18 protein-coding genes are annotated in these 25,328 nt (G+C 45.6%); 10 read left to right on the top strand and 8 right to left on the bottom strand.

Annotated features, from left to right (window positions below):
* Positions 1-77: 77 nt before the first annotated feature.
* The 4 genes from guaA to KIO97_RS06825 all read left to right on the top strand — a co-directional run bounded on the left by guaA (position 78) and on the right by KIO97_RS06825 (position 6,133).
* Positions 78-1,631: a glutamine-hydrolyzing GMP synthase gene (gene guaA / locus KIO97_RS06840; protein ID WP_005424749.1), complete on the top strand. Its 1,554-nt coding sequence runs from the start codon at positions 78-80 to the stop codon at positions 1,629-1,631.
* 301 nt (positions 1,632-1,932) lie between these two features.
* A complete protein-coding gene (locus KIO97_RS06835) occupies positions 1,933-3,456 on the top strand; it encodes a Na+/H+ antiporter NhaC family protein (protein WP_285381674.1) in 1,524 nt (507 codons plus the stop codon).
* A gap of 200 nt (positions 3,457-3,656) precedes the next feature.
* Complete coding sequence (locus tag KIO97_RS06830) at positions 3,657-5,357, top strand: chitinase (RefSeq protein WP_285381673.1); 1,701 nt, start codon at positions 3,657-3,659, stop codon at positions 5,355-5,357.
* A 182-nt stretch (positions 5,358-5,539) separates the two neighbouring features.
* The gene (locus KIO97_RS06825; protein WP_005424684.1) at positions 5,540-6,133 is read left to right on the top strand and encodes a GPR1/FUN34/YaaH family transporter; all 594 of its coding nucleotides are present in this window, start codon (positions 5,540-5,542) and stop codon (positions 6,131-6,133) included.
* Positions 6,134-6,261: 128 nt separating this feature from the next.
* On the opposite strand, the gene KIO97_RS06820 is transcribed toward KIO97_RS06825, so the two are convergent.
* On the bottom strand, positions 6,262-7,809 hold the full coding sequence (locus KIO97_RS06820) for a sodium:alanine symporter family protein (protein WP_045370392.1): 1,548 nt from the start codon (positions 7,807-7,809) through the stop codon (positions 6,262-6,264).
* A gap of 307 nt (positions 7,810-8,116) precedes the next feature.
* The gene (locus KIO97_RS06815) at positions 8,117-9,373 is read right to left on the bottom strand and encodes a D-amino acid dehydrogenase (protein ID WP_285381672.1); all 1,257 of its coding nucleotides are present in this window, start codon (positions 9,371-9,373) and stop codon (positions 8,117-8,119) included.
* A gap of 106 nt (positions 9,374-9,479) precedes the next feature.
* Between KIO97_RS06815 and KIO97_RS06810 the strand changes: the two genes are divergently transcribed.
* The 3 genes from KIO97_RS06810 to KIO97_RS06800 all read left to right on the top strand — a co-directional run bounded on the left by KIO97_RS06810 (position 9,480) and on the right by KIO97_RS06800 (position 12,263).
* Positions 9,480-10,382, top strand: coding sequence for a LysR substrate-binding domain-containing protein (locus KIO97_RS06810; protein WP_285381670.1), 903 nt, complete (start codon positions 9,480-9,482; stop codon positions 10,380-10,382).
* Positions 10,383-10,545: 163 nt separating this feature from the next.
* Positions 10,546-11,124 (top strand): DUF6795 domain-containing protein, encoded by a 579-nt coding sequence (locus tag KIO97_RS06805; RefSeq protein ID WP_285381668.1) that lies wholly within the window; start codon positions 10,546-10,548, stop codon positions 11,122-11,124.
* Between the two features lie 2 nt (positions 11,125-11,126).
* On the top strand, positions 11,127-12,263 hold the full coding sequence (locus tag KIO97_RS06800; protein WP_045455352.1) for a lipase family protein: 1,137 nt from the start codon (positions 11,127-11,129) through the stop codon (positions 12,261-12,263).
* A gap of 36 nt (positions 12,264-12,299) precedes the next feature.
* Here the strand turns inward: KIO97_RS06800 and KIO97_RS06795 are convergent, their stop codons facing one another.
* Both KIO97_RS06795 and KIO97_RS06790 read right to left on the bottom strand, forming a co-directional pair.
* Positions 12,300-13,958, bottom strand: coding sequence for a mechanosensitive ion channel family protein (locus KIO97_RS06795; RefSeq protein WP_285381665.1), 1,659 nt, complete (start codon positions 13,956-13,958; stop codon positions 12,300-12,302).
* A 170-nt stretch (positions 13,959-14,128) separates the two neighbouring features.
* Positions 14,129-15,871 carry an amidohydrolase gene (locus KIO97_RS06790; RefSeq protein ID WP_285381663.1) on the bottom strand — a complete coding sequence of 581 codons (1,743 nt, stop codon included), beginning with the start codon at positions 15,869-15,871 and terminating at the stop codon, positions 14,129-14,131.
* 382 nt (positions 15,872-16,253) lie between these two features.
* On the opposite strand from KIO97_RS06790, the gene KIO97_RS06785 reads away from it, so the two are divergent.
* The 3 genes from KIO97_RS06785 (at position 16,254) to KIO97_RS06775 (ending at position 19,269) form a co-directional block, all read left to right on the top strand.
* Positions 16,254-17,582 (top strand): aspartate aminotransferase family protein, encoded by a 1,329-nt coding sequence (locus tag KIO97_RS06785; RefSeq protein WP_285381662.1) that lies wholly within the window; start codon positions 16,254-16,256, stop codon positions 17,580-17,582.
* Entirely contained in the window at positions 17,576-18,421 is an 846-nt protein-coding gene (locus KIO97_RS06780; protein ID WP_285381661.1) for a 3-keto-5-aminohexanoate cleavage protein, read from the top strand. Before KIO97_RS06785 ends, KIO97_RS06780 begins: the two co-directional genes overlap by 7 nt.
* 563 nt (positions 18,422-18,984) lie before the next feature.
* Entirely contained in the window at positions 18,985-19,269 is a 285-nt protein-coding gene (locus KIO97_RS06775; protein ID WP_285381660.1) for a GIY-YIG nuclease family protein, read from the top strand.
* Positions 19,270-19,579: 310 nt separating this feature from the next.
* On the opposite strand, the gene KIO97_RS06770 is transcribed toward KIO97_RS06775, so the two are convergent.
* The 4 genes from KIO97_RS06770 to KIO97_RS06755 form a co-directional block, all read right to left on the bottom strand.
* Positions 19,580-20,947, bottom strand: coding sequence for a Na+/H+ antiporter NhaC family protein (locus KIO97_RS06770; protein ID WP_212582090.1), 1,368 nt, complete (start codon positions 20,945-20,947; stop codon positions 19,580-19,582).
* A gap of 179 nt (positions 20,948-21,126) precedes the next feature.
* Positions 21,127-21,702, bottom strand: coding sequence for a DedA family protein (locus tag KIO97_RS06765; protein WP_012127117.1), 576 nt, complete (start codon positions 21,700-21,702; stop codon positions 21,127-21,129).
* A gap of 145 nt (positions 21,703-21,847) precedes the next feature.
* Positions 21,848-23,890 (bottom strand): FUSC family protein, encoded by a 2,043-nt coding sequence (locus KIO97_RS06760; RefSeq protein ID WP_285381656.1) that lies wholly within the window; start codon positions 23,888-23,890, stop codon positions 21,848-21,850.
* Positions 23,891-23,989: 99 nt separating this feature from the next.
* Positions 23,990-24,883 carry a LysR family transcriptional regulator gene (locus tag KIO97_RS06755; protein WP_285381655.1) on the bottom strand — a complete coding sequence of 298 codons (894 nt, stop codon included), beginning with the start codon at positions 24,881-24,883 and terminating at the stop codon, positions 23,990-23,992.
* Positions 24,884-25,328: the final 445 nt, after the last annotated feature.

Here is a 25,328-nt window from a genome sequence, read left to right as displayed (position 1 = left end):
TTTTTTCCTTGAAGCATTAATAAGAGGCGAGTACACTCGCCTCCGTTTTAATAACCTAGCTTATAAGACTGCTCAAAATGACTAAAAATATTCATGACCAACGTATTCTGATCTTGGACTTCGGTTCTCAGTACACTCAGCTAGTAGCGCGCCGTGTACGTGAAATCGGTGTTTACTGTGAACTGTGGAGCTGGGACGTTGAAGAAGCGGATATTCGTGAATTCAATCCAGACGGTATCATCCTATCTGGTGGTCCAGAAAGCGTAACGGAAGATAACTCTCCACGCGCTCCTCAATACGTATTTGACTCTGGTGTGCCAGTACTAGGTGTATGTTACGGCATGCAAACTATGGCTGAGCAGCTAGGTGGTAAAGTAGCGGGTTCTACTGAACGTGAATTCGGCTACGCACAAGTTAAAGTTTCTGGTGAATCTGCACTGTTTAAAGATCTTGAGCTAACTCAAGATGTGTGGATGAGTCACGGTGACAAAGTAGTAGAAATTCCTGCTGACTTCGTGAAAGTTGGTGAGACAGACACATGTCCGTACGCTGCGATGGCGAACGAAGAGAAGAAGTACTACGGCGTTCAGTTCCACCCAGAAGTAACGCACACGAAAGGCGGCCTACAAATGCTAGAGAACTTCGTTCTTGGCGTATGTGGCTGTGAGCGTCTATGGACTTCTGAATCTATCATCGAAGACGCGGTTGCTCGTATTAAAGAGCAAGTGGGTGACGACGAAGTTATCCTAGGTCTATCTGGTGGTGTTGATTCATCGGTAGTAGCGATGCTGGTTCACCGTGCAATCGGCGACAAGCTAACGTGTGTGTTCGTAGATAACGGTCTTCTTCGTCTAAACGAAGGTCAACAAGTAATGGATATGTTTGGCGACCAGTTTGGTCTGAACATCATCAAAGTTGATGCTGAAGATCGCTTCCTAAAAGCACTTGAAGGCAAGTCGGATCCAGAAGAGAAGCGTAAGACAATCGGTCACGTATTCGTAGACGTATTTGATGAAGAGTCTAAGAAGCTGAAAAACGCGAAATGGCTAGCTCAAGGTACGATTTACCCAGACGTTATCGAATCTGCTGCATCTAAGACTGGTAAAGCGCACGTGATCAAATCACACCACAACGTGGGCGGTCTTCCAGATGACATGGAAATGGGTCTTGTTGAGCCACTACGTGAGCTGTTCAAAGATGAAGTTCGTAAGATCGGTCTAGAGCTTGGTCTTCCGTACAACATGCTTTACCGCCACCCATTCCCGGGGCCTGGTCTAGGTGTTCGTGTTCTTGGTGAAATCAAGAAAGAGTACTGTGACTTGCTACGCCGTGCAGACGCTATCTTCATTGAAGAACTACACGCTGCAGACCTATACAACAAAGTATCTCAAGCGTTCACGGTATTCCTACCAGTTCGCTCTGTAGGTGTAATGGGCGATGGTCGTAAGTACGATTGGGTTGTTTCTCTACGTGCGGTAGAAACTATCGACTTTATGACTGCGCATTGGGCACACCTACCATATGACTTCCTAGGTAAGGTTTCTAACCGCATTATCAACGAAGTTGACGGTATTTCTCGCGTAGTTTACGACATCTCTGGTAAGCCACCAGCGACAATCGAATGGGAATAATATTCCCTTCATATTTGAAGTAGCAACGTTGTTGACTTCTCCATTTCACCCTAATCACATAGTAAACCTATGCTCATAGGGCTGAAATGGCTTGTCGCCTAGTTGCAACTCCAACTATTTTGGGAATTAGCTTTCGTATTTGACGTAAAGATTAAAATAGTAAAGCCAGCCTTCGGGCTGGTTTTTTTATGCCTGAAAAGTGTGAACGCAGATCTCAACTTTTTTATTAGCAGATATATACATGCGAGATGGTTGAATGTATATTCATTTTTAGTGTTTAAATATTAAAGTTGGTATTGCTATGGAACAGGCAGAAGTTACCTCCCTTATCCCCATTATTATTACGTTAGTCCTTGCGCTAACCACAAGAAACGTTGTCGTCGGTCTTTTTGCCGGCGTTGTTAGCGGTGTGGCTATGTTAGAAGGCACATTCGTTGACAAAGGTCCGCTCGATTCGTTTAGCGCACTGATGAAAAGTTACCTGTTGCCGCAACTGACTGACAGTTACAACGCGGGCGTCATCCTTCTTTTGGTTTTCATTGGTGGCTTTGTTTCCTTGATGGAGAAATCTGGCGGTGGCGTGGCGTTCGCTAAAAAGGTCACACAGTGGGTTGCCAGTAAATGCCAAGCGCAGCTCTCTGCTTGGTTCGGCGGCGTTGTTATTTTCTTTTCAGACCTTGGTACGCCGTTAATTGTTGGCCCTGTCTTTCGTCCTCTTTTTGATAAACTGAAAGTCTCTCGCCAGAAGCTTGCCTTTATCATCGATTCCACTTCTTCACCTGTCGCTATCCTAATTCCTTTCATCGGTTGGGGTGTTTACATTATGGGATTGATTCAGAAAGAGTTCGCAGCCCTGGATGTGGGGATCAGTGATTGGGATGCCTTTATTGGTGCGATTCCTTATCAGTTTTATGCCTTTTTAGCGATCGCGATTGTGCCGATTGTCTCTTTCTTCAAACTGGATTTTGGACCAATGGCGAAAGCCGAACAGCTTGCAGAGCAGGGTTCTGATTTTGGAAAGGTGCAAGATTCGTTGAATGTTTTTGAGCATAAAAATGCAAAAACAAGTTTTGTCTGGGCACCGCTGCTTGTCATGCTAGTTGTGCTTTGTTCAATATTGGTTCCTCACGGTTTTCCATTTCAGAAAGTGGCAGGCTCCACCTTCCGTGCTGCATTGTCGTCGGCGTATTTCTTTGCTGCAATTACCCTAATTAGTTTGATGGCGTTTTATGGCGTGAGAAAGCTCTCTGATGGCATTCAGGTTTACCTGAAAGGGATGTCGAACATGATGTCCGTTGCGGTGATCTTGGTGTTGGCGTGGTCACTGAGTTCTGTCGGTAAAGAGCTTGGCGCTGCGGCTTACATTGCAGAGCAAGCACAAGCTGGCTTCCCTTACTGGTTATTGCCTGCCGTGGCTTTTCTATTGGCGGGTATTATCTCTTTTGCTACAGGGTCGTCATGGGGTACTTTTGCCATCATGATGCCATTGGTCATTCCAACCGCTGTCGCGATTGATGCGCCATTGTTGGTGTGTATTGGTGCGGTGCTATCTGGCGGCTTATTTGGTGATCATTGTTCGCCAATTTCGGAAACCACCATCTTGTCTTCGACTGGTGCAGGTTGTGAGCAGTATGAGCACTTTAGAACCCAGTTGCCTTATGCGGTACTCAACGGTGCTATCGCCCTGACAAGCTTCCTTGTTGCAGGGGTAATGGCTTCTCCTTTGATTGTGCTGGTGGCAATAGTGGCGCAGTTTGCCATTTATTTGGTGCTCTCTAAGCAGCAATCTTCACCAATGTCAGAGCAAGTAATAGCAGAGCAATAGCAATAAATGAGAGCGGGGGATTATCCCCCGTTTTCTTTTGAGTCGAGGTAACAGTTTTTGTGATACTCGCTGTGTAACAGTATTTATTTATGAAATTTGCGTCGCAGAATTAATTCACTTCGCTCGGTGTTTTTTCTACATGATCCACTATGTGTCTAGTTATTCCTTGTATATTGTATTGTTCAATACGGAGATTAGACATGTTTGCACTCAAACATCTGCCTCTTGCATTAGGTTGTGTACTTGCTGCACATGCTCATGCCAGCATGAATATCCAACCTGACCCACAAAATCCAAATGGTTACGTGATTGCTCGTGGTGACATCCAAGCTATGGAGCAAAGTAAAACCTCTGACCCTATGTATACTATCTGGTCACAAGCGTTAGAGACTCGTCCAAATACGGTTGTTGAAGCGATTGTTCCAGGCGCAGCAAGTAACCCAGAAAACGTTCAACGTGTTGAGCGTGTTTTCCCTGAAGCTGAGTGGGACTTCTTAACTCAGATGGCTGCACCAGAGTACACATATACTCGCTTCCTACGCGCGATTGGTAAGTTCCCTGCATTCTGTGGTGAGTACACAGACGGGCGTGATTCAGACGCGATTTGTAAGAAATCCATCGTGACAGCATTCGCGCACTTTGCTCAGGAAACCGGTGGCCACATTGCGGTTGATAACGTATCGGACAACCCGCTTGCACTGGAAGAGTGGCAGCAGGCACTCGTGCACGTACGTGAAATGGGGTGGTCTGAAGGTCAAGAAGGCTACACCACCGGATGTGGTCAGAACGATTGGCAAAACAAGCGTTGGCCTTGTGAGCCTGGTCAGGGATATTTTGGTCGTGGTGCAAAACAGCTTTCTTACCACTTTAACTACGGCGCGTTCTCTGAAGTGATGTTTGATGGCGATGCATCGGTGTTGTTGAAAAACCCGGGCTTAGTCGCTGACTCATGGTTGAACCTAGCTTCTGCAATTTGGTTCTTCTTAACCCCTCAAGCGCCAAAACCAGCAATGCTGCACGTAATTGATCGTACTTGGGTACCATCGCAGCGTGAAATTGATGCGGGCATTGGTTACGGCTTTGGTACTACGATCAACGTCATCAATGGCGGTATAGAGTGTGGTGAGCAGAACAAAGACAAAGGCCAGCCAGTTAACCGCATTCGTTACTGGGAAGGTCTAGCGGCGCACTATCAAATTCCTATCGAAGCTGATGAAACCAATACCTGTTGGCAACAAACGCCTTACGGTAGCTTAAACCTTAACGGCGCGACTGACGTGCTTTACACCAACTGGGATGGTAACTGGAAATACTACTCAGATCGCCCGGGCGGTCACTCATTTGAATGTGAGTTGGTTGGTTTCCAAACCGCGTATTCGGCACTGGTTGCTGGTGATTACGAGAAATGTGTTACCAACTTCTACCAATCTCATGCTGGTTGGCCTGAAGTTCGCGTTGTCGATAAATTAGATCCAGTCGATCCGGTTGATCCGCCAGTGGATGGTATCGCTGCTTGGGATTCAGGCAAGGTATACAACACGGGTGATCAAGTTTCTTACCAAGGTGCTGTGTATGAAGCGAAGTGGTGGTCACAAGGTAATGAGCCTACGAAAGGAGACCCTTGGAAGTTAGTTTCAGGTACACCAACAGAGCCGCCAGCAACAGAACCACCGGCTACTGAGCCTCCTGTTACTGAACCGCCTGTGACAGAGCCACCAGTCACAGAACCTGAACCACCAGTATCAGGTGACTTTATTGCATGGGAACCGGGTGTCACTCAAGTAGCGAATGGCGACAAAGTGACTTATCAAGGTAAATGCTTTATTGCGAAAAATGGCCCAGGAGTATGGGAAACGCCAACTCAGAGCAATTGGTTCTGGGATGAGATCTCTTGCCAGTAATTGAACAATAAATAGTCTAAGTAACTATAAAGACTCTGCTTTTTAGCAGGGTCTTTTTTTATTCGTTTGCTTGCCTGTTTATGCAATCTAAGTTTTCAATAACGTCTTTTCTCTTTTGATTTTTTGTCCATTAAAATTCGCGCGCAATTTTTATCAACATTTTTGAAAACAGGTACGCTTACATGTCTACTAAACTGGCTAACCCAGCGCCGCTAGGCCTAATGGGTTTCGGTATGACCACGATTCTGCTTAACATCCATAACGCAGGATTCTTCCCAATTGACTCAATGATCCTAGCAATGGGTATCTTCTACGGTGGTCTTAGCCAAGTTATTGTTGGCATGATGTGCTTCAAACGTGGTGATACTTTCGGTACAACTGCGTTTACTTCATACGGTCTATTCTGGCTAACATTGGTTGGTTTAATCGTAATGCCATACATGGGCCTACCAGCTAGCCCAGCACACTTCATGGGTTGGTACCTGCTACTATGGGGCATCTTCACTGGCTTCATGTTTATTGGTTCTCTATGTTACCCAGTAGCGAAGCAAGTTGTGTTTGGTTCTCTTACTATCCTGTTCTTCCTACTTGCGGCACGTGACTTCACTGGCAGCACGCTTATCGGCACTATCGCAGGCTTCGAAGGTATCTTCTGTGGCGCGAGCGCAATCTACTTTGCAATGGCTCAAGTACTGAACAACGAATACGGTCGTACAGTGCTTCCAATCGGCGAAAAGCAAAAGCCTCAAGTTGCAACGCAAGAAATCGCAGCTTAATCGCTCTGATTTGAATGCAAAAGAAAAGGGTTAGCCACTGGCTAACCCTTTTTTAATGTCCGTTATTCGGACCACTGCTTTTTCTTATATACCTGCCAACCTGTTGGGGGAGGACGCTAAGTGAAGCATTAGGTAGATGGTTGCTCTACCGTTTCTGTTGCATCGCTGTCCGCAGTTGGTGCTTTGCCTGTCTTACGTTTGTACTTCTCTTCCCAGTAATCCGCGCCTTTAATGCCCAGTGCTACAGGGTTGAATGTGTATTCAGTCACACCGCGTTTTTGTTGTTCTTCATAGTCAGCCAGCGCTTTTAGGGCTGGCTTCGACATGAAGAAGATGATCAGAATACCGACAATGTTCAGCCACGCCATTAGGCCAACACCGACATCACCCATTGCCCATGCGAGATTGGCTGTCTTAACCGTACCGTAGAATACGGCTGTGATAAGCACGAGCTTTAAGACGAACATTAAGCCGTTAACTTTGAACGTACGGCGGATGTACGCGATATTGGTCTCTGCGATGTAGTAGTAAGCCAGAATCGTTGTGAAAGCGAAGAAGAACAGTGCAATAGCAATAAACGGTTTACCAACGCCAGGTAGGGCACTTTCAATCGCCATTTGCGTAAATACAGGACCGTTCGCGCCGATGTCTGCTGGTAGGTTTTGTACAAGGAATGTTCCTTCCACCGCACCTTGTACGTTGTAAGCACCAGTGATAAGAATCATAAACGCGGTTGCAGAACATACTAGCAGCGTATCGATGTAGATAGAGAACGACTGAACCAGACCTTGTTGTGCTGGGTGATCAACACTTGCCGCTGCTGCTGCGTGAGGGCCTGTACCTTGGCCTGCTTCGTTAGAGTAAACACCACGTTTTACACCCCAACCAATCGCAGCACCAATACCAGCCATCGGCGTGAATGCATCACCAATGATCATGCCAACGATGCGTGGAATCTCACCGATGTTAAGTAGGATGATAACGAACGCGGTGATGATGTAAGCCAGCGCCATGAACGGAACGACAATTTGAGTGAAGTTCGCGATGCGCTTTACGCCACCAAAGATGATGAAGGCAAGAATGACACAGACAACCGTACCAGTGAAAATTTTAGCGAAACTGAAGGTACCAATAGCGGTTTCAATCATGTCACCTGAGCCAAAGGCTGCTTCTACTGCGTTACCAATACTGTTCGATTGAACACCAGGCAGTAGAACACCACATGCAAAGATGGTTGCAATTGCGAAGATCCATGCGTACCACTTCTGACCCATCGCTTTCTCAATGTAGTAAGCTGGACCGCCGCGGAATTCGCCTTCGTCTTCCTCTTTATAAATCTGTGCTAGTGTTGATTCTGCATATGCTGTTGCTGCGCCAAAGAAGGCAACAACCCACATCCAGAAAACGGCACCTGGACCACCGAAACCGATAGCTGCTGCAACACCTGCAATGTTACCTGTACCAACACGGCCAGATAGTGAAACGGCCAATGCCTGAAATGATGAAATCCCCTTGGTTGAACTCTTACCATTAAGTAGCAAGCGCCACATTTCAAAGAAGTGACGAATCTGCACAAAGCGCGTCATGATCGAATAGAACAAACCAGCACCAAGGCACAAATAAATTAGTACCGGACTCCAGATAATTCCATTCAGAAAATCAACTAATGACTGCATGAGTATTTTCCCTGTTTGTTATGTTTGTGGTTGTTTTTCGTACAACACATTACCCTTTTTTGTAATGCAATTGTTAACCTTTTTAACTAAAAATCCTTTGTAGCGTGATGGTGGACACAGAATGCTTAAATATTGTTAAAAATTGGTTCTTGTTATGTGTATGGGTGGTTTTTATTGGAAATTACAATGAATTGATTGAATATGCAGCACATTGTCATGAAAATGTACTGCTAATATAGAAAGTCATATCTTCTAAATGTTATTCAACTTGTGGAGTAATACGCTGTTTGAATTGGATTGCAGGTGTTTAGGCGTAACGGTTCAAGCTTAATTCTGAGTGATTTGTTACTTTGGTATCCGAATTCAGCATGATGTCTGCAAGTATTTGTCCTGAGCCACACGCCATTGTCCAACCGAGGGTGCCATGTCCCGTATTGGTAAATAAGTTCTCGTAAGGTGTTGCACCAATAATAGGCGTACCATCTGGTGTCATGGGGCGAAAACCGCTCCAGAACTCGGCTTGAGTGAAGTCGGCACTTTGCGGAAACAAATCACGAATCACCATTTCAATCGTATTCTTGCGCTTTTGTGGCAATGAAGGATCAAAGCCTGCTAGCTCTGCGGTTCCTGCGACGCGAATGCGATCATCAAAGCGCGTCATGGCCACCTTATAGGTTTCATCCATGACGGTAGAACGTGGCGCAAATTGCTCGCATTTAATCGGCACCGTCAGTGAATAGCCTTTGACGGGATAAACAGGAATGTTGATCTCAAGCTGCTTGAGTAATGCTGTCGAGTAACTGCCGGAGGCAAGCACAAATTGGTCTGCTTTAAACAAACCACGGTTCGTTTGGACACCCATGATCTTTTTGCCTACAGTAACCCAATTACTCACCTCCGTATTGAATTCAAACCTGACGCCATGGGCTTTCGCAAGCTCTGTTAACTGCTGACAGAACTGGAAACAATCACCCGTTTCGTCATCAGGTAGATATAACCCGCCGACCAGCTTTTCTTTCACTAATGCCAACCCCGGTTCTTGTTTGATGCACTGTTCGACATTCATTAACTGAAAGCGTGTACCGCTTTGCTCTAACAGCTTAAGGTCTTTCTCTATAGCATCGAGTTGCTGCTGAGAGCGAAATACTTGCAGGGTGCCCAATTGGCGTCCTTGGTATTCAAGCGCATGATCACGGCGTAACTGCTCCAAACACGCGCGACTATGATTGGCGATAGAGAGCATTCTTGCTTTGTTGATCTGATAGCGGGATAAGGTGCAGTTCGACACCATTTGCGTTGCCCAGCGAATTAGATCTGGACTGAGAGATGGCTTTATTTTAAGTGGTGCATGCTCTTCAGTGAGCCACTTTATGGCTTTGAGTGGTATCCCCGGCGCAGCCCATGGTGAAGAATAACCGTAAGAGATTTGTCCGGCGTTGGCGAAGCTGGTTTCCATCGCACTATTTGCTTGGCGATCGATAACGGTGACCTGATAGCCAGCCTGAGATAAATACCAAGCTGAGGTTAAACCGATAACACCACTGCCTAACACGATGACTTCCATTGATGCACTCCACACATTTTCTATGTTGCGCAGTTTGTCTTCTTTACCTTTTGTTAACAATCGATATAAATTACATTCAGCGTTTAGAAAAACTATAGGCTCAAGAATGAAAAGTAGTGTTGTTAGCGGGCTGTGGCTATTTAGCCAAGTGGCAGAACACAGCAGTTTCACCAGTGCTGCAAAAGCATTGCACTTGACGACTGGTGCGATCAGTCAGCAAATCATTCAATTAGAAGAGCAGCTAGGTTTTACTTTGTTTGAACGCCATTCGCGTGGCATTCGACTAACACCCAAAGGGTTACAATTATCTCAATCTACGCAATTTCACTTCACTGAGCTCGGGAAGACACTTGAAGAGCTACAGATTGAAAAGCTCCACAATGAAATTCGCCTCAAGTTGACGCCTTCGTTTGCGTTTAAATGGTTGGTCCCACGTCTTGAAAGCTTTCACCTAGAAAATCCCGATCTCCAAGTACAGATTTTTGCTGAGGGGGCGTTGGTGAATAGCGAGCTAAAAGACTACGACGTTGCGATAGACTACGGTTCTCACCCCTATCGAGATAAAAGTGCAGAGCGGATTCTCGATGAGCAACTTCTACCGGTGATGAGCCCCAAATACCTTGAGGATCATAGGTGGCTAAAAACTCTTAAAGCGTCGCCAGAACAATGGCGAGACGCGACGTTACTGCACGATGCTATGCCATGGGATAAGGCTCCGCGTGACTATGAATGGCTGTATTGGGCATCAAGTATGGGATTCGATTTTAAAACAGATGTAGGGCACTTCTTTAATCGTACTGATATGGCAATGTCAGCGGCCGAAGCCGGAGTGGGTATCGCAATGGCACGCATGGCGCTGGTGGAAGACGAGTTAGCATCTGGTCGCTTAGTCTCGCCATTTGAATCTGTGGATGCTAACGCAGGCTACTACCTGATCATTAATACCAAAAGTGAGCCTACAGCACGATTTAGACGTTGGCTTTTACAGCAAGTCCAATCATCAATGTAGAGAGATAATTGGCACGAGTGTTTAAGAATTAATAAAAACAAATGTCTTAATTACATGATACTTCGAATTGCTTCCCACAAATTACTTCCCGTTTATTAACTCCTCTCACTCCCTCGTCTTTTTCCATATCATCCCAAAAAGAATCAATGGATAGAGAAAGAGTATGGCTAAAAGAACCTTACTTATATTGGCCTTAGCTCTATTTTCGGTAGGAGCAAGTGCAATGTTTTGGCCGTTTAAAAAATACGATGTGGAAATGTCCCCAGAAGTGCGTGGTGTCATCAAGCTAGATGGCGTACCACAAGCAGGATTAACGGTTTATCGAGAGCTTTATTATGAAGGCTATAAGAAGGGCAAAACCTTAACCGACGAAACTCGAACCAATGAATATGGAGAGTTTTCCTTCGAGCCTGTCACCGTTCGTTCCAGTGCACCAGGAGATATCTTTGGCGGAAGCTTAAGGGTTCATCAGAAGGTTTTTCTTAATTATAACGGCGAACAGAAGAAGCTTTGGGGTGTCTGGTCACCTACCGATGGAAGAAAACCTCTAGTATCAATGCTCTCTGATATTAACTGTGAACTAAAAAATATTGAACGTATCCATGAAGTAGAGATCGCTCCGGAAAAAGGTGCACCTATTTCGGTTTACTCGGTTTGTGATTGGAATCACGAGAGGGTGACTACTTACTTATATGACGAAGACTCAGATACTTACATTGCAAAAAAGGATATGGCTAAATAGTTATGAGTGACATTTCTCCAAAGCAAGCCAGCTACTTGGCATCAGCAGCTTACTCCATCAAAAAGAACTTAGAAGATTTAGAAGTTCCTCTTTCGCTTCGAAATGACTTCTCTTTCCAAAACATGGTTACAGGTACATCTGGTGGTTTTTTCTTTCGGCCTGAAACGGGATTTGCTCTTTTAGGGAAAGGAAAAAGTCAGCGCCATAAGAATGACCTTGTTTTAGCTTTTAGAGGCACTGCGGGTTTAGCGGATGGAATTACTGACCTAACGTGTAGTGGAAAAGGAACGGGCACCGGAGAGATCGTGCATTCGGGGTTTCAAACGACTTTTTATTCCATGAAAAAAGGTCTCACTCGCTTTCTGCGCGAAAATCCGGTAACTGGTAGTGGCACGGTCCATTGTGTTGGACACAGCTTAGGTGGTGCATTAGCTACGTTGGCTGCTAACTGGATATCGGCCTCCCCAGAGTTTAAAGGAAAAGTGAACCTGTATACCTTTGGCTCACCAAGAGTCGGTATGAAAGCTTTTTCGATGAATTCATCATCGCGTATTTCGTCGCACTACCGTTGCGTCAATGGTGCAGACCCAGTGACCAAAGCACCTGTATGGCCTTTTTATCACGTGCCTTATGATGGTTCTGAGTACATATTGAGTCGCGCGCAGGGGCTTCTCCCCAGCGCACATTTTATGTCGGAATATAGCTCTTACACGCAATCAGCAACGTGGGATAGTCTAGGACTTCAAACTGCAAACTCAGCTTTTAAGCGTGTTATTTTGAACTACGAGAATCGGTTGCAAGCGAAACCTTCCGCTGACTGGGCAGATAAGATTTCAGCTGCAATCCTCACGTTGTTAATCGATGGTGGCTTTGCAGCGACGGTTTTTGCCCTACAGAGTGGTGGCGCGGCCATCGCGACCATCTATGATGCAATGGCGCGTTCTATGGTCAAAATTTCAGAGCTCTCCACCGAGTTTACTGAGCGAGTGAAAGGTTTACTTGGCCACATGTTGGTGTTTGCAGGAAAAGTTGCCCAGATTGCCATTAAATTTACCTATTCGTTCATTCGTTGGGTATTTGAGTTGGTCTTGGGCAAATTGAATAAAGCCGTTAAAGCCGCGCTCAAAACTACTTTTTAGTCTCGTAGAAACCGCCTCGTCTGAGGCGGTTTTACATTATGTGTTTTGATCTATTGCTTGAGCTTTAATTTGAACTTGGGCTGTAGCTGCCGGCTGTACAGAATCGGTGGCGAGATAAGTGGTATGAGAAGGCAAAGCGAACTTTGCGTCTTCCGCTTCAATAATCTGATTAATCGATATCAGTAGCGATTGCTGCAAATTAAGAAATGTCTCTTTACTCGTTGTATTCAGGTGAGCGAGAACTTTAATATCCAAACTGTAGGCATTGAAGGTATCAAAGTGTACTCGAATAGGTGAATCTAAAACGTTAGGGTGCTCTTGGAGCAAGTTTGCTATCTTCTTCGTGATCGTTTGGAGTTGAGACATACTGGTCTCATACCGTAATCCAATGGTTGCCTTGAACGGGTAACGGTCTCGACGGCTAAAGTTGATGATTTCATGCTTAATCATGTCCCCGTTGGTGATGGTAATTTGGGTTCTATCTTTTGCCCTGATACGAGTCGAGCGCACTCCTATTTGCTCTATAATGCCTGATTGATTACCAATTTGGCAGTAATCCCCAACCGACAAAGATTTGTCCAAAAACAAAATGACACCACCAATTAAGTTCTCCATTGTGGGGCGAATTGCGAGTGCAATGGCCATCCCTCCAAGACTCAATCCTGTTACGATTCCGTATACAGGTACCCCTAATCGATTTAAACCGTAACCGAGGCAAGCGATCGCAGCCATTGAGCCCAAAAGAGTACCAATAATTTGTGCCAGGCTATGACGTAATGTTGAATTCGAGCGTTGTTTCTTCATCAGTAGGCGACAAGCTTGATAGATAACAAGGTAAGCGACTTGGCCGAGCAAGAGCCAACAGATGAGTTCGATAACTATATTCAACGTCGACATTAACGTGCCCGTTAAATTAAGTTGGTAGTCTGCAAGGTATAGAAAACCGCTCAAGGTTAATACGGCGAGAATTGATCTTGTTACAGGCGCACTAACATTGTGGAACAGAAGAATGAGAACGCCGCTCATTGCCATGAACGATATGGTTAACCCCAGCCATTGCCAGAGGGCTTGGCTCCAATACTCGACCATAAATACGTCCGGCAAGGATTCGATAAGATAAAACCAGTGTGGCGGAATTAAACGTCCAGCACTCAGTGAGTAGTATTTAAAGTAGTCGAGGGATGCTTCGGAATGAGAGGGTAAGTGCTTGACTAGAAGGTAGTCGCGATACAACCCTTTTACGGTTTGCTGGGAAAAGCGATATTGACCATCGGCCTGCTTCACTAGTTCTAAACCTGTTTCTGGCACTCTCCACTGTGCTAGTGCATTGCTATTTGGAATTTTGGAAAGCTCAATGAGAGGCACTCGGTCGAGAATCTCTTTCATTAGCATCACGGACTCGAGTGCCACTCTATTTTGGCTAGAATCAGGCACATCACTTAAGTCAAAGACTTGAGTTGCTTTATCGAAAAGTGCATACACTTTCTGTCGATTAGGCTCAGTGTTGTGCTTTTGATCAGCCAGTATGAGATTGAGCTCTTGATTCGCTTCAGACACTAGGTCATTGAAGCTTATTATCGCTTGTTGTGGCGTCGAAAAGTTTGGGGGAGAAAGTGGAAAAGGGTCACTTGCTTGAGTTAAATGACTGCAGAGCAAGAGCAGAGCCCCCATCATCCATGATGCGATTTTTGTCATGTGCCTTTCCTAGCCTTGGTTCTTGTCCTAATAAGTCTAGCTAAAATATTAGGTTAGATAACAAAGGGCAGCATTCTCTCGTGTAGATTGCGAGCTAACCGATATGTAAACTGCTTAACAAAACAAAACCGCCTCATCTGAGGCGGTTTTGATTCAAACGTTTGATAGCTTTAGCGTTGATAAGCGGTTTCACCTCGGCTGATAGTTTGTTGGACTTTTAAGTCCTTCAAAGTGTCAGGTTCTACCTTGAGTGGGTTTTTATCTAAGATGATCAAATCAGCGTTTTTACCGACTTCTAAACTGCCTTTTGTTGTTTCCTCAAAGTGTTGATATGCCGGCCAAATCGTCATGGCTTGCAGTGCCGTATAGGCATCTACTCTTTGATCTGGTCCCAGCACTTTATCGGTTCGAGTGGTTCGGTTTACGGTTGCATCTAACACTCGGAATGAGCTTGGTAGAGCGACAGGTGCATCGTGGTGAGTGCTGAACATCAAACCTGCATTTCGTACCGCTTTAGTTGGCGAGATAAAGTCCGCTCGAGGGTGCCCCAGAACAGACTCAGCGTGCCAATCACCCCAGTAGAATGTGTGCATTGGGAAGAGAGATGGGAATATCCCCAGTTCCGCCAAACGGTCAATTTGATCTTGGCGAATGGTTTGCCCGTGTATTAGAACTGGACGTCGGTCTTTTTTACCGAGCTTTTCGTTCGCTTTTTCTACAGCATCAATAAACTGCTCGATGGCGGCGTCCCCATTGGAATGCGTCAGTACCTGCCAATCGTTTTTAAACGCGGTTTCAACGTATTGATAAGCTTGCTCATCTTTGAAGGTCGGATACCCAAGATAACTTTTGGACTGTCCATGAGGTGGATGGAAGTATGGCTGTGTTAACCATGCTGTTTTTCCTTGTGGTGAGCCGTCAAAGTTAAGTTTAACGCCTCCAATACGGAAGTGATTTGTGTAAGTGAGAGAGTTGTATTCAGAGCTCATAAAATCGCTGCTTGAAACCATATCCGCATAAGCCACCAAGTCGATAAGTAACTTACTCTCTTTGGACGCACGCTTCATTGCTTCATAACCTTCGGTGGTCGCGCGACCTTCCTGAGCGGTCGTGTAACCATATTCGGCATACATCTTTTGAGCCGCTTCGAGCATCATGTCTTGTAGCTCGAGGTCAATAACTTTAGTGAGGCCGAAGAGCATAGCAAAGTGCGCATTTTCTTCTAATACCCCATTTGGTTCTTGGCTGCCTTCCATCCGACGAATTACACCACCCTGAGGATCTTGAGATTCTGCTGTGATGCCGGCTAACTCAAGCGCTTTGCTGTTCGCGACACTTAAGTGCCCAGAGGTGTGAATAATAAGAGCGGGTTTGTCAGTGCTGACTTTGTCTAAATCTGCTTTGGTAGGGTAGCGATCAAGCTGTGCATCGTCATAACCAAATCCTAGGATCCAACCTGTTTTTTCTATGAACAGGCGTTGTGTATCGTCTTGATCGGCCGACTTTAGAATGGCCACAATGTCATCTACTGTGTCTGCTTGACCATCAGGAGAAGGAAGCACATTTGCCACCATTGCCTGCAAGCCAACACCATAAACATGGCTGTGAGGATCAATAAAGCCGGGGAGTAAAGCTTTCCCCTTTAAATCAACCAACTGGGTCTTGCCAAATTTATGCTCCATTGCGCCTTCTTTGCTGCCGACATAGATGATTTTCTCTCCTAATGTTGCAATCGCTTCGGCGTATTCTGGGGTATCTCCGGCCATTGTGAGGATATCGCCACCAAAGAATATCTTATCGGCAGCGGTCACTTTAATTGGCTCGGCAACGGCTTCTGCTTGTTTAGTTTCGTCTGAAAAACAGCCCGTTAGTGCAAGACTGGAGAGGGCGAAAGGAATCCATGTTGATTTCATATAAAGGCTCCGTAATGGCATATGCTTTAATCAATCTAGTGTATATTGAAGAAGAGCGTTGCGATGTTGATTTGATCTTTAATCCAGATCAGATAAATGAGTGATGCTTATGTGGAATTTGCTAGCAAGCACTGAGTTTTAGAAGCTTAGTTTTAGAAGGGAAGCGAAGGGGCTTTATCCGTTATTAATATAGCTTTCGGTCACCTGTAGTCCTCCCTTGAATAAAGCTGAGTATATTTTTCTAAGGTTCTTATTTATAAGGTTTTTTTAGTGTTTGGGTTATGGTATTCCAAATGCTCATGGCGGTGCACTTTTCTTACCTTGCTTATAAATCGTATCTTCCTGACTATGCTTAGAAAATAGTCACTAGGAAGGGACGTTCATGTCTTACGTGTTTCACCGTCATTGCCACGCCAAATTGCCCACTATCGCCAGAGGGGAAGGGGTTTATCTGTTCGATAATCAAGGCAACCAATATCTCGATGCTTGCGGTGGCGCTGCCGTATCAAACCTTGGGCACAGCCACCAAGCTGTTAAACAAGCCATGCTCGACCAAATCGAAAAAGTATCTTTTGCTCACACTGGCTTTTTTACTAGTGAAGCAAGTGAGCAGTTGGCTGAGCTGATTTGCCAGCAAATGCCATCACAATTCAATCACGTCTACTTAGTCAGTGGGGGCTCTGAAGCGGTTGAATCGGCACTAAAGATGGCAAGGCAGTACTTTGTGGAATGCGGTAAGCCAGAGAAAAAGCGGTTTATTGCCCGCCAACAAAGCTACCACGGTAATACGCTTGGTGCGTTGGCTGTTGGTGGTAACGAATGGCGGCGTGAGCCTTTTAAACCCATTTTGCACCCAAGCCATCACATTGCGCCGTGTTATGCCTATCGTCATCAAAGAGAAGACGAATCAGAACTCGATTATTCACTGAGAGCTGCCAATGAACTTGAAGCTAAGATTTTAGAGCTGGGTGCGGATAACGTCATGGCGTTTGTTGCAGAGCCGATTGTTGGCGCAACAGCTGGTGCAGTACCTGCCACTCAAGGTTACTTCAAACGAATACGAGAGATTTGCGATCGCTATGATGTGTTGCTGATCATGGATGAGGTTATGTGTGGTGTTGGGCGCAGCGGTAGCTTTTTTGCTTTTGAACAAGAGCAGGCCTTCCCGGATTTAGTCTGCATGGCGAAAGGATTAGGGGCGGGTTATCAACCTATCGGTTCCGTTGTTGCCAACGATAGAGTCTATCAAGCGATTGCGTCTGGTAGTGGCTTCTTTCAGCACGGGCATACCTTTATGGCGCACCCTGTTGCGTGCGCGGCTGCCGTTGCAACCATTCAGACCATCGGTGACCAAAAGCTCCTGCAAGCCGTCAATCAACAAGGAGCAATGTTAAAAAGAGAACTCGAGTCAGCGCTTTCAGACTTCCCGTATGTTGGGGATATTCGTGGTAAAGGGCTGTTTCTTGGCATTGAGCTTGTCGCAGAAAAATTAAGTAAAACACCGCTGTCTAATTCAACCTTGGCAGACAAAAACATAAAACAACAAGCGATGGCAAATGGGCTGATGTGCTACCCAATGGGCGGCACGATTGATGGTGTAAATGGGCATCATATCCTTCTCGCTCCGCCTTTTATCATTGAACGAAGCCATATTGACGAGCTGGTGGAAAAGCTCACTCGTACACTTAGAGAGGTGTCGCAGAAATGGTAGTGAACTCCCAAACTGAAATAGCTCGAATCGCGATTATTGTTGCGCCCAATGGGGCGAGAAAAACCAAGCAAGACCATGATCAATTGCCGATGACTATTGAAGAAATGGTGGCCGAGGCGAAAGCATGTCAAACGGCAGGGGCTACCATGATCCATTTGCACGCGAGAGATGCGCAAGGCAGGCATTCTCTAGAGGTTGATGACAACTTAGAAATCTACCACGCGGTGAAAGCTGCGGTTGGGGATTCGATGATTGTTCAGCTCACAACTGAGGCTGTTGGTATGTATTCACCACAACAGCAAATGGCGCTGATCAAAGCGGTAAAACCAGAAGCCGCCTCTTTTGCTTTGCGTGAACTGATTCCTGATGAGCAGAGTGAGGAGCAAGGTTTTGCCTTTTTTGATTGGGTCGCTGCTCAGGGCATTCTCAGCCAAATCATTTTGTATGATCAGGCAGACATCGAACGCTATTTCTCCCTACGAGATCGAGGTGTTTTACCCAAGCACAACCAACACGCGTTAGTGGTTCTTGGTCGATATCATGAGGCTCAACAATCTTCACCATGGGATTTACGGGCACTGTATTTGGAGCGCTTTATCGAAGAGAACGTTAGATGTGCCGTGTGCGCGTTTGGCACGAGAGAGCAAGACTGTTTAACCCATGCAATGTTACTGGGATTGGATGTTCGGGTAGGCTTTGAGAACAACCATTTGAGTTCGGATGGTCAACTCGCTAAAAATAATGCAGAGCAAGTACAACGACTAAAAGAGGTCAGTGAATTGCTAGGTGTACCACTGCATGATGTGGAGAGTTTTCGCTTTAGCCTGAGTGGTAGTTAATTTGAGAGATTCCCGACTCAGTCGTTCCTCCTTCTCGAGAATGACGGAATTAGCCTCGGTGGATGCTTGCTTTTACATAGCGTCATTATCTAGAGCGGCTCCATATTAGCAACCTGCGCTATCATGGTAGGAGTTTGTTCCGTTCAGCGTTTGCTTAAGCTATATCGATACTCAGTCCTTAACAGCGTCACATTCCTAATGTACCGAAGGAGCAATTAGGACACCTCTGTTTACGAGTTACTCTTCTAACTGTGGATTTGTTCGGTTCAACGTTTCCTTCAGTCAGCTAGATGCTCAGTCTCTCAGGGTATCACTCTCTAAAGCGATGAGGGAGCAATTCGGTCATATCTGTTTACGGGTTACTCTTCTCACTAAAAATTTTTCGGTTCAGCGTTTACCTTAGCCAGTTAGATGTTCAGTCCCTCACCATGTCATTCCCTAGAGCGACGAAGGAGTGAGTAGGGAATCTTTTTCAAACTCATAATTCGCCACTCTTTTATCACACCTTGAGTTGTATTTATTTTTGTAGCCTTAGCTCGATAAAAAGGCTGAGGACTAAAAGTATGAAGCAACCTGCGGTTTATATAGTTACATGCAAAACGAAAAGTGCTTTATATATCGGTGTTACAGGGAATCTAAAAAAACGTATCTGGCAGCACAAAAATGCGGTTGAGAAGGGATTTTCTAGGAAGCATAAGACAAACAAGCTGGTGTATTTTGAGCTTTTTGATGATTTCTACACTGCGATAAGTAGAGAAAAGCAATTGAAGAAATGGAATCGGAGTTGGAAGGAAAGGTTAATAAATGAAACGAATCCCAAGTGGGATGATTTGTACGAGCAGATTTAAATAATTACGCGCATGAGAGAGATTCCCGACTCAGTCGTTCCTCCTTCTCGAGAATGACGGAATTAGCCTCGGTGGATGCTTGGTTTTACATAGCGTCATTATCTAGAGCGATGAAGGATCAAGTCGGTCATATCTGTTTGCGGGCTACTCTTCTAACTAACAACTTTTCGGTTCAGCGTTTACCTCCGCCAGTTAGATGCTCAGCCCCTCACCACGTCATTCCCTAGAGCGACGAAGGAGCGAGTAGGGAATCTCTTCTTTTCTTAAGACACAAAAAAGGCTCCAATCGGAGCCTTCTTCAAATCTAATTTTAGCTTTCAGCCTGAGTTACAGACTGACGCGCTGGATGCTTGATAAACACCGCCACGATTGCTGCAATTGCAAGCGCGAAACAGTAGTAAGAGTTCGCGACGACTTCTAGTGGAGAAAGGTGAAATACCGAGCCCAGTAGCAGAACTTGTGCGCCGTATGGCAATACACCTTGGATAACACATGAGAAGATATCCAACAAACTTGCAGAGCGACGTGGTGATACGTTGTTCTCTTCTGCCAGTTGACGAGCCACGCTACCTGATACAATGATGGCAACGGTGTTGTTGGCGGTACAGGTATTCACCATCGCAACCAGGCCAGCAATACCTAACTCACTTGCGCGGCTACTGACGTTCAGAGAATGCTTTGAACTAAATTTAGCTATCATGTTACTTACAAGATTTGTCAGAAATGCTAAGCCACCCTGGCGGCGCATGAGTTCACTTAAACCACCGATTAACATCGATAGTAAGAAGATCTCTTGCATATTAGTGAAGCCAGAATAAACATCATTTGCAAGGTTAGCAACGGCGTAATCTTTCACAAAGGTCAAGCAGCTAATTCCTGCTAAGCCTATCCCTATTGTCAATACGACGAAGACGTTCACTCCGGAAGCGGCTAGTACAAGAATAGAGATGTAAGGTAAAATCTTAAGCCATTCAATAGCCCCAGTCTCGGGTAATACCGCTTCCGTACTAAAGTAAGTAAAAATTGCAATAGCGACTAAGGCTGCTGGTATTGCTATGCGGACATTCTCTCTGAATTTATCCTTCATTTGACATCCCTGAGAGCGTGTTGCAGCAATTGTAGTGTCCGAAATTATCGACAGGTTATCACCAAACATGGCTCCACTCAGTACTACACCTGCGGTAAGAGGAATGCTCATGCCAGCAGACTGCGCAATACCCAATGCTACTGGAGCTATAGCGGCAATGGTGCCCATTGACGTACCCATCGCGGTCGCAATAAATGCAGAAATCACGAAGATACCCGGTAAGATTAAGCCAGAGGGTAAGGTAGCCAAGCCAAAATTAACCGTTGCATCGACACCGCCAGATGCTTTTGCTACCGATGCAAAAGCGCCTGCAAGCAAGTAGATCATGCACATGGCGATGATGTCGGAATGACCAACACCCTGCATAAAATGTTCAATTGCTTTATTGAGCTTATCTTTACTTAGAATAAGAGCGAGAATCACCGCTGGCAAAGCAGCGATTGGTGCTGGGAATTGATAGAATGCCAGAGCGACACCCTGAAAAGAAAGATAAGTGCCTACGCCAATAAACAGCGCAAGGAATAGCACTAAAGGTAAAAGTGCGACCGCTGATGGTGCGATTGCTTTATTAGAATTTTTAGAACCAGACATGTGAACGACAACATAATCAATAAATAAGGCGAGCAGACTAATCTGACACCAAAGACTTGTCAACGTCTAGACGTCTAAATGGCTGGTTATTTTAAGTGTAAAAGACCAATATAAAAGGCTCACATAGTATATCTTATTGATACCGTGAGCCTTTGTGGGATGTTATTTATTTAGGGCATTTACGCTTTTTTTCGTTTGAGAAGCGCGAAGATCATCAGTGAGAACAGCAGTGCTGCACTGGACCAAACCACATAGCGATGATCGGTATAGAACTGGCTAAGGACGCTCAAGTGCTCAAACGTAAAGTTGGTGAGCAAACTGAATACGGCAACCCAAATGGTGGTTGCAAGGGCGTTACCCAGCAAGAACTCTTTGCGCGGCATCTTAGCAATACCACAAGCAAGAGGCATAAACTGCTTCATCCCTTCAACAAAGCGACTGACAACTAAACAAGCAGGACCATACTTCTGAATCGTATTTTGTAGCTTCTGCATTTTGGGGCCAGAAATATAGCCTTTCTTGTCTAACCAACCTTCAAAGTAGTAGCCAATCAGGTAGCCGCACGTGTTGCCAAAAAAGCAACTCAACCAAGAGACTATCATCACTAAGCTAAGGTTCATGACATGCTCAGATGAGATGATAGACGCTGCAATCATCAGCGATTGTCCCGGCATCGGAATACCAATGCCTTCAAGAAAGATGCTGACGATAAGGGCGAGATAGCCATATTGCTCAAGCAGCGGCTTCATCGCCATCAATAATTCATTTATGTGTTCCAAACGCTTTCCTCTAACAAAAGTGGAACGAAGCTGGAGTGATACTCCTGTTAGTTAGCTTGGTCAATCGACGTTGTTCTCAGTCAGTAAAATCTGACACGCCGTTGATAATAGTGCTGCGTATTTAGTCTTTTAGGTTACGCCTTACTAAGTCGTGCATTTGTTTAATGGTCATCAATGCTAACCAGATGATCTCTTCGACAGAGCGCTGTCCTGTGGTCGAGGAGGGATGATCGGCATCGGTTTTATTGCTCAGCGCTGGCAGTTCATGCACGCGATTGTCACGAATCGTACTGATCAACGCATCCATCGCATCATGAATCAGGCGCTCGACTTGCGGTGAGCCTTGGTAATGAGCCCCCGTTCTCACTAGAGGAATCAGCAAGCAGAGGTAGTGGCTCAACAAGCGATAATGGCTCAACATATCTTCATAATAATGCGGATCGGCACGAGTGTGCCTTGGCTCTTGTTGCATCTCGTTGTAAATCAGTTCAAGGTCGCTTTCAGCAGTGAGCATAGCGGCACGTTGCTTAGTGAGCGCCATGTGATCACGTTGCTCTGTGTCGACTTGTAACTGCTCATAGCAATACACAAATAAGCTTTTTGAACTATCGAGTGCTTTTAATGCTTGGGTATGAATCTCTTTACCTCGCCACTGCGGCCACAATAAGCCATAACCGAGCAAGACAATTGCACCACCGACGACATTGTCTATCAGGCGCGGTGCAGCAAAGTCGAGCCCTTGGTGTGCCATGGTCTGATAAACCAAAATCAACAGTGCGGTAATACAGCCAATCGCCAGCGAATAATGACGCATAATATTGAGCATTGCGACAGGTAATAGAACTGCGATCAACACAAACAGGATGGTCGTTGGTACGCCTAGATGAATCAATGAGGTGGCGAACAATACCCCAAGCGCCGTACCTAAACAGCGTTGCCAAGTTTTACTTCGGGTTGCCAAGAAGCTCGGCTGGATCACCATCAACATGGAAATCAACACCCAATCCGGGCGAATCAATTCAAAGTATTCGGCAATCCCAGCGCCAAGAGCAAACATCAAACCAACGCGAGTCACGTGGCGCCAAATCGGGTTGTCTCGACTTGGTAAACGGAAAGACAGTTCGAATGGTTGTACCTCAAAGGAACGTTCATAAGCAGGTTCATTAAGCTCAATACGACGAGAAATATGCTTGACCGCGTATGCCCAGTAGCGAAAACGAGGTTGGTCTTCTAGCTTCACTGCCTCAATCAAATCATGGGCTTCCTGCTCCAGTGAGCTTAAGTGTTCCATCTCTTCATGCGTGTTATGCAAAAGCTGCTTGGCTTTGTGTCTTAATCTTTGCTGACAGTGTTGGCTCCAAACCAAGAGCAGATCTCGCTTCGGTTTACTGGATTGAAATTGCTTAAGCAGATCAGGGTTGCTGGTATGGCTGCTCAAGACGACTTCAAATGTATCGAGCGCCAAAAACAAAGCCTGACGTAGAGAGTTTGCGTCTTCATGTTTCGATCGAAAAGATTCCGATTGTAGGGCTTGCTGAAACAGTTCAATCAAATGATATTTGATGCGTCGCTTCGGGGCATCGTTTTCGCTTCCAAGTAAAAAAGCTTGGCGATATTGAATGTAGTCCGCTAGCGTCTCGTAAATCGCAGAAAGACATACACGCAGCGCGTAATGCTTCCATAAGGCAAACCAAAGCCAACTGAACAGCGCAAAAATGAGTGGTCCCAACACCAACATAGGATAGAGACCAAGTACCGCGCTGGAATTATGTAGTGACAAGCTCACGACCGCGATCAGTAAGCTCGACATGCCAAGGCGTCCCCAAAACGGACCATTCACTGCTGTACTCGCCAATACTGCTCCCATCGCGCCGTAAGTCAGCCACAGCGGTAAGGCCATATTCAGCAGAGCATAACTGATGACGAGCGTAATGCTCCACGTGAAAGCGGTAATTGCAAAGCGTGTCCAACGCCTAGGACCGGCAGTGTCTAAACCGCTGATCAATGCTGCAGGCATGGTCATTAAAGCTGTCATGGCGAGATTGATTTGGTTGAATAACACACCCAACCCCATGCACAGAACAATCGCGCTGGTGGCACGCAGACCAAGGTTGACAGAAGGGGAGTACCAGATTTTACGCAGAAAGGCAGGAGATAACGTCATAAACCCTCATTACAGTTGGCAACACCTTCAGTGTAACGCGAATATCTTTTGATGTGCTGGCTTCAACCACAGATTGAAAAATTGAAGCGGAGTCGTTATTTAACCGACGCCTTCCCCAAGCTGAGTAAATAGCCAATCATTGAACAGTGATACTTTTCGTGCTGCGAGGCGGTAGTTCGGCACAAATACGTAATATCCATAATGGCTAAGCATACTCAGTTGTTGGATGTGGTAGACCTCATCTCTCGACATCGCCTGTTGCACCATAAAATCAGGCAGAAGAGCAAGCCCTTTGCCAAGCTTGACCGCTTCATAAGAAAGATAGAAATGCTCATGACCGACGGGGTGATAATAAATCGCGCTTTGCAGAGATTGTTCTAGTTTGAACTGCTCCCACAATTGCGGGCGTGTCGTTTGCGGAATAAATGCGAAATCCGTAATGGACTGTTTGTGGTTACACGTTGAAGAACTTGTTGAGCCCGTTAGCAGCAGCGTTTCTTGACGCAACAATCGACCATGCTCGTAGTGACTAGAAAGAGGAAGGCAACGGATGGTGATGTCGCTGTCTACGTCTAACTGATTTATTGGACCATCACTGGTGCGAACTTTAACGCGGATATCAGGATGGATTTGATGGAATGCATCAATGTTCGGCACCAACCACAAACTGGCGAAAGAAGGCGTGACATCGACTACCAATAATTCTTGCTCTGTGTCGGTTTGGATCAAGCTTGCCGTCGCATGTTGGATGATCTCCAGCGCTTCGGTTACCTTGGGTAAGTAACGTTTTCCTTCTTCGGTGAGCTCAATACCGTTGATACCACGTTGAATTAAAGGCAGCCCAACCAGTTGCTCTAGCGTCGCAATCTGTTTGCTCACGGCACCTTGAGTGACGCACAAACTCTCTGCCGCTTGAGAAAAGCTCAGCTGGTTGGCAACCGCAACAAAGGTTCGAAGTGCACGAATAGAAGGGTATTCACTGCCTTTTAGCATGATCTCATGTCCATTGATGAATGCTTAACCACAGACTAAGAGATTTTGGCTTGGAATCAAAGCGATGAGTTGAGGTGAGGTACAAATTGCAGATACAAAAAGGGCCAACCCTTTCGAGTTGGCCCTTTCCAAACGTTTGGTGGAGCTGGCGTAATCTGCATTATGTTTTTAAGTTGTTGTTTTTAATTGTTTTGCTTTTCTTTTGGTGTTTTTGGGAAACAAATTGGGGAACAGTAGGTGAAGGGATGATTTGATTGTATTTTTTTGATGTTCCCCACATTGTTTTTTTCGATTCAACTGTGTGCAAGGGAACTGAACTGGGGGGGGGGGGGGGGGCCTCGGAGTATGAAAAAAGCGATGAGATAAAATGAGCAAAAAATGGATCTTGTTGATGAACTGATTGATCCGAACTATCTTGTACCATTCACTTGGCTTTTAAGTAGTT

Source organism: Vibrio sp. B181a (assembly GCF_030248375.1).
GTDB lineage: Bacteria > Pseudomonadota > Gammaproteobacteria > Enterobacterales > Vibrionaceae > Vibrio > Vibrio campbellii.
This window is presented reverse-complemented; position numbering and strand designations above follow the sequence as displayed.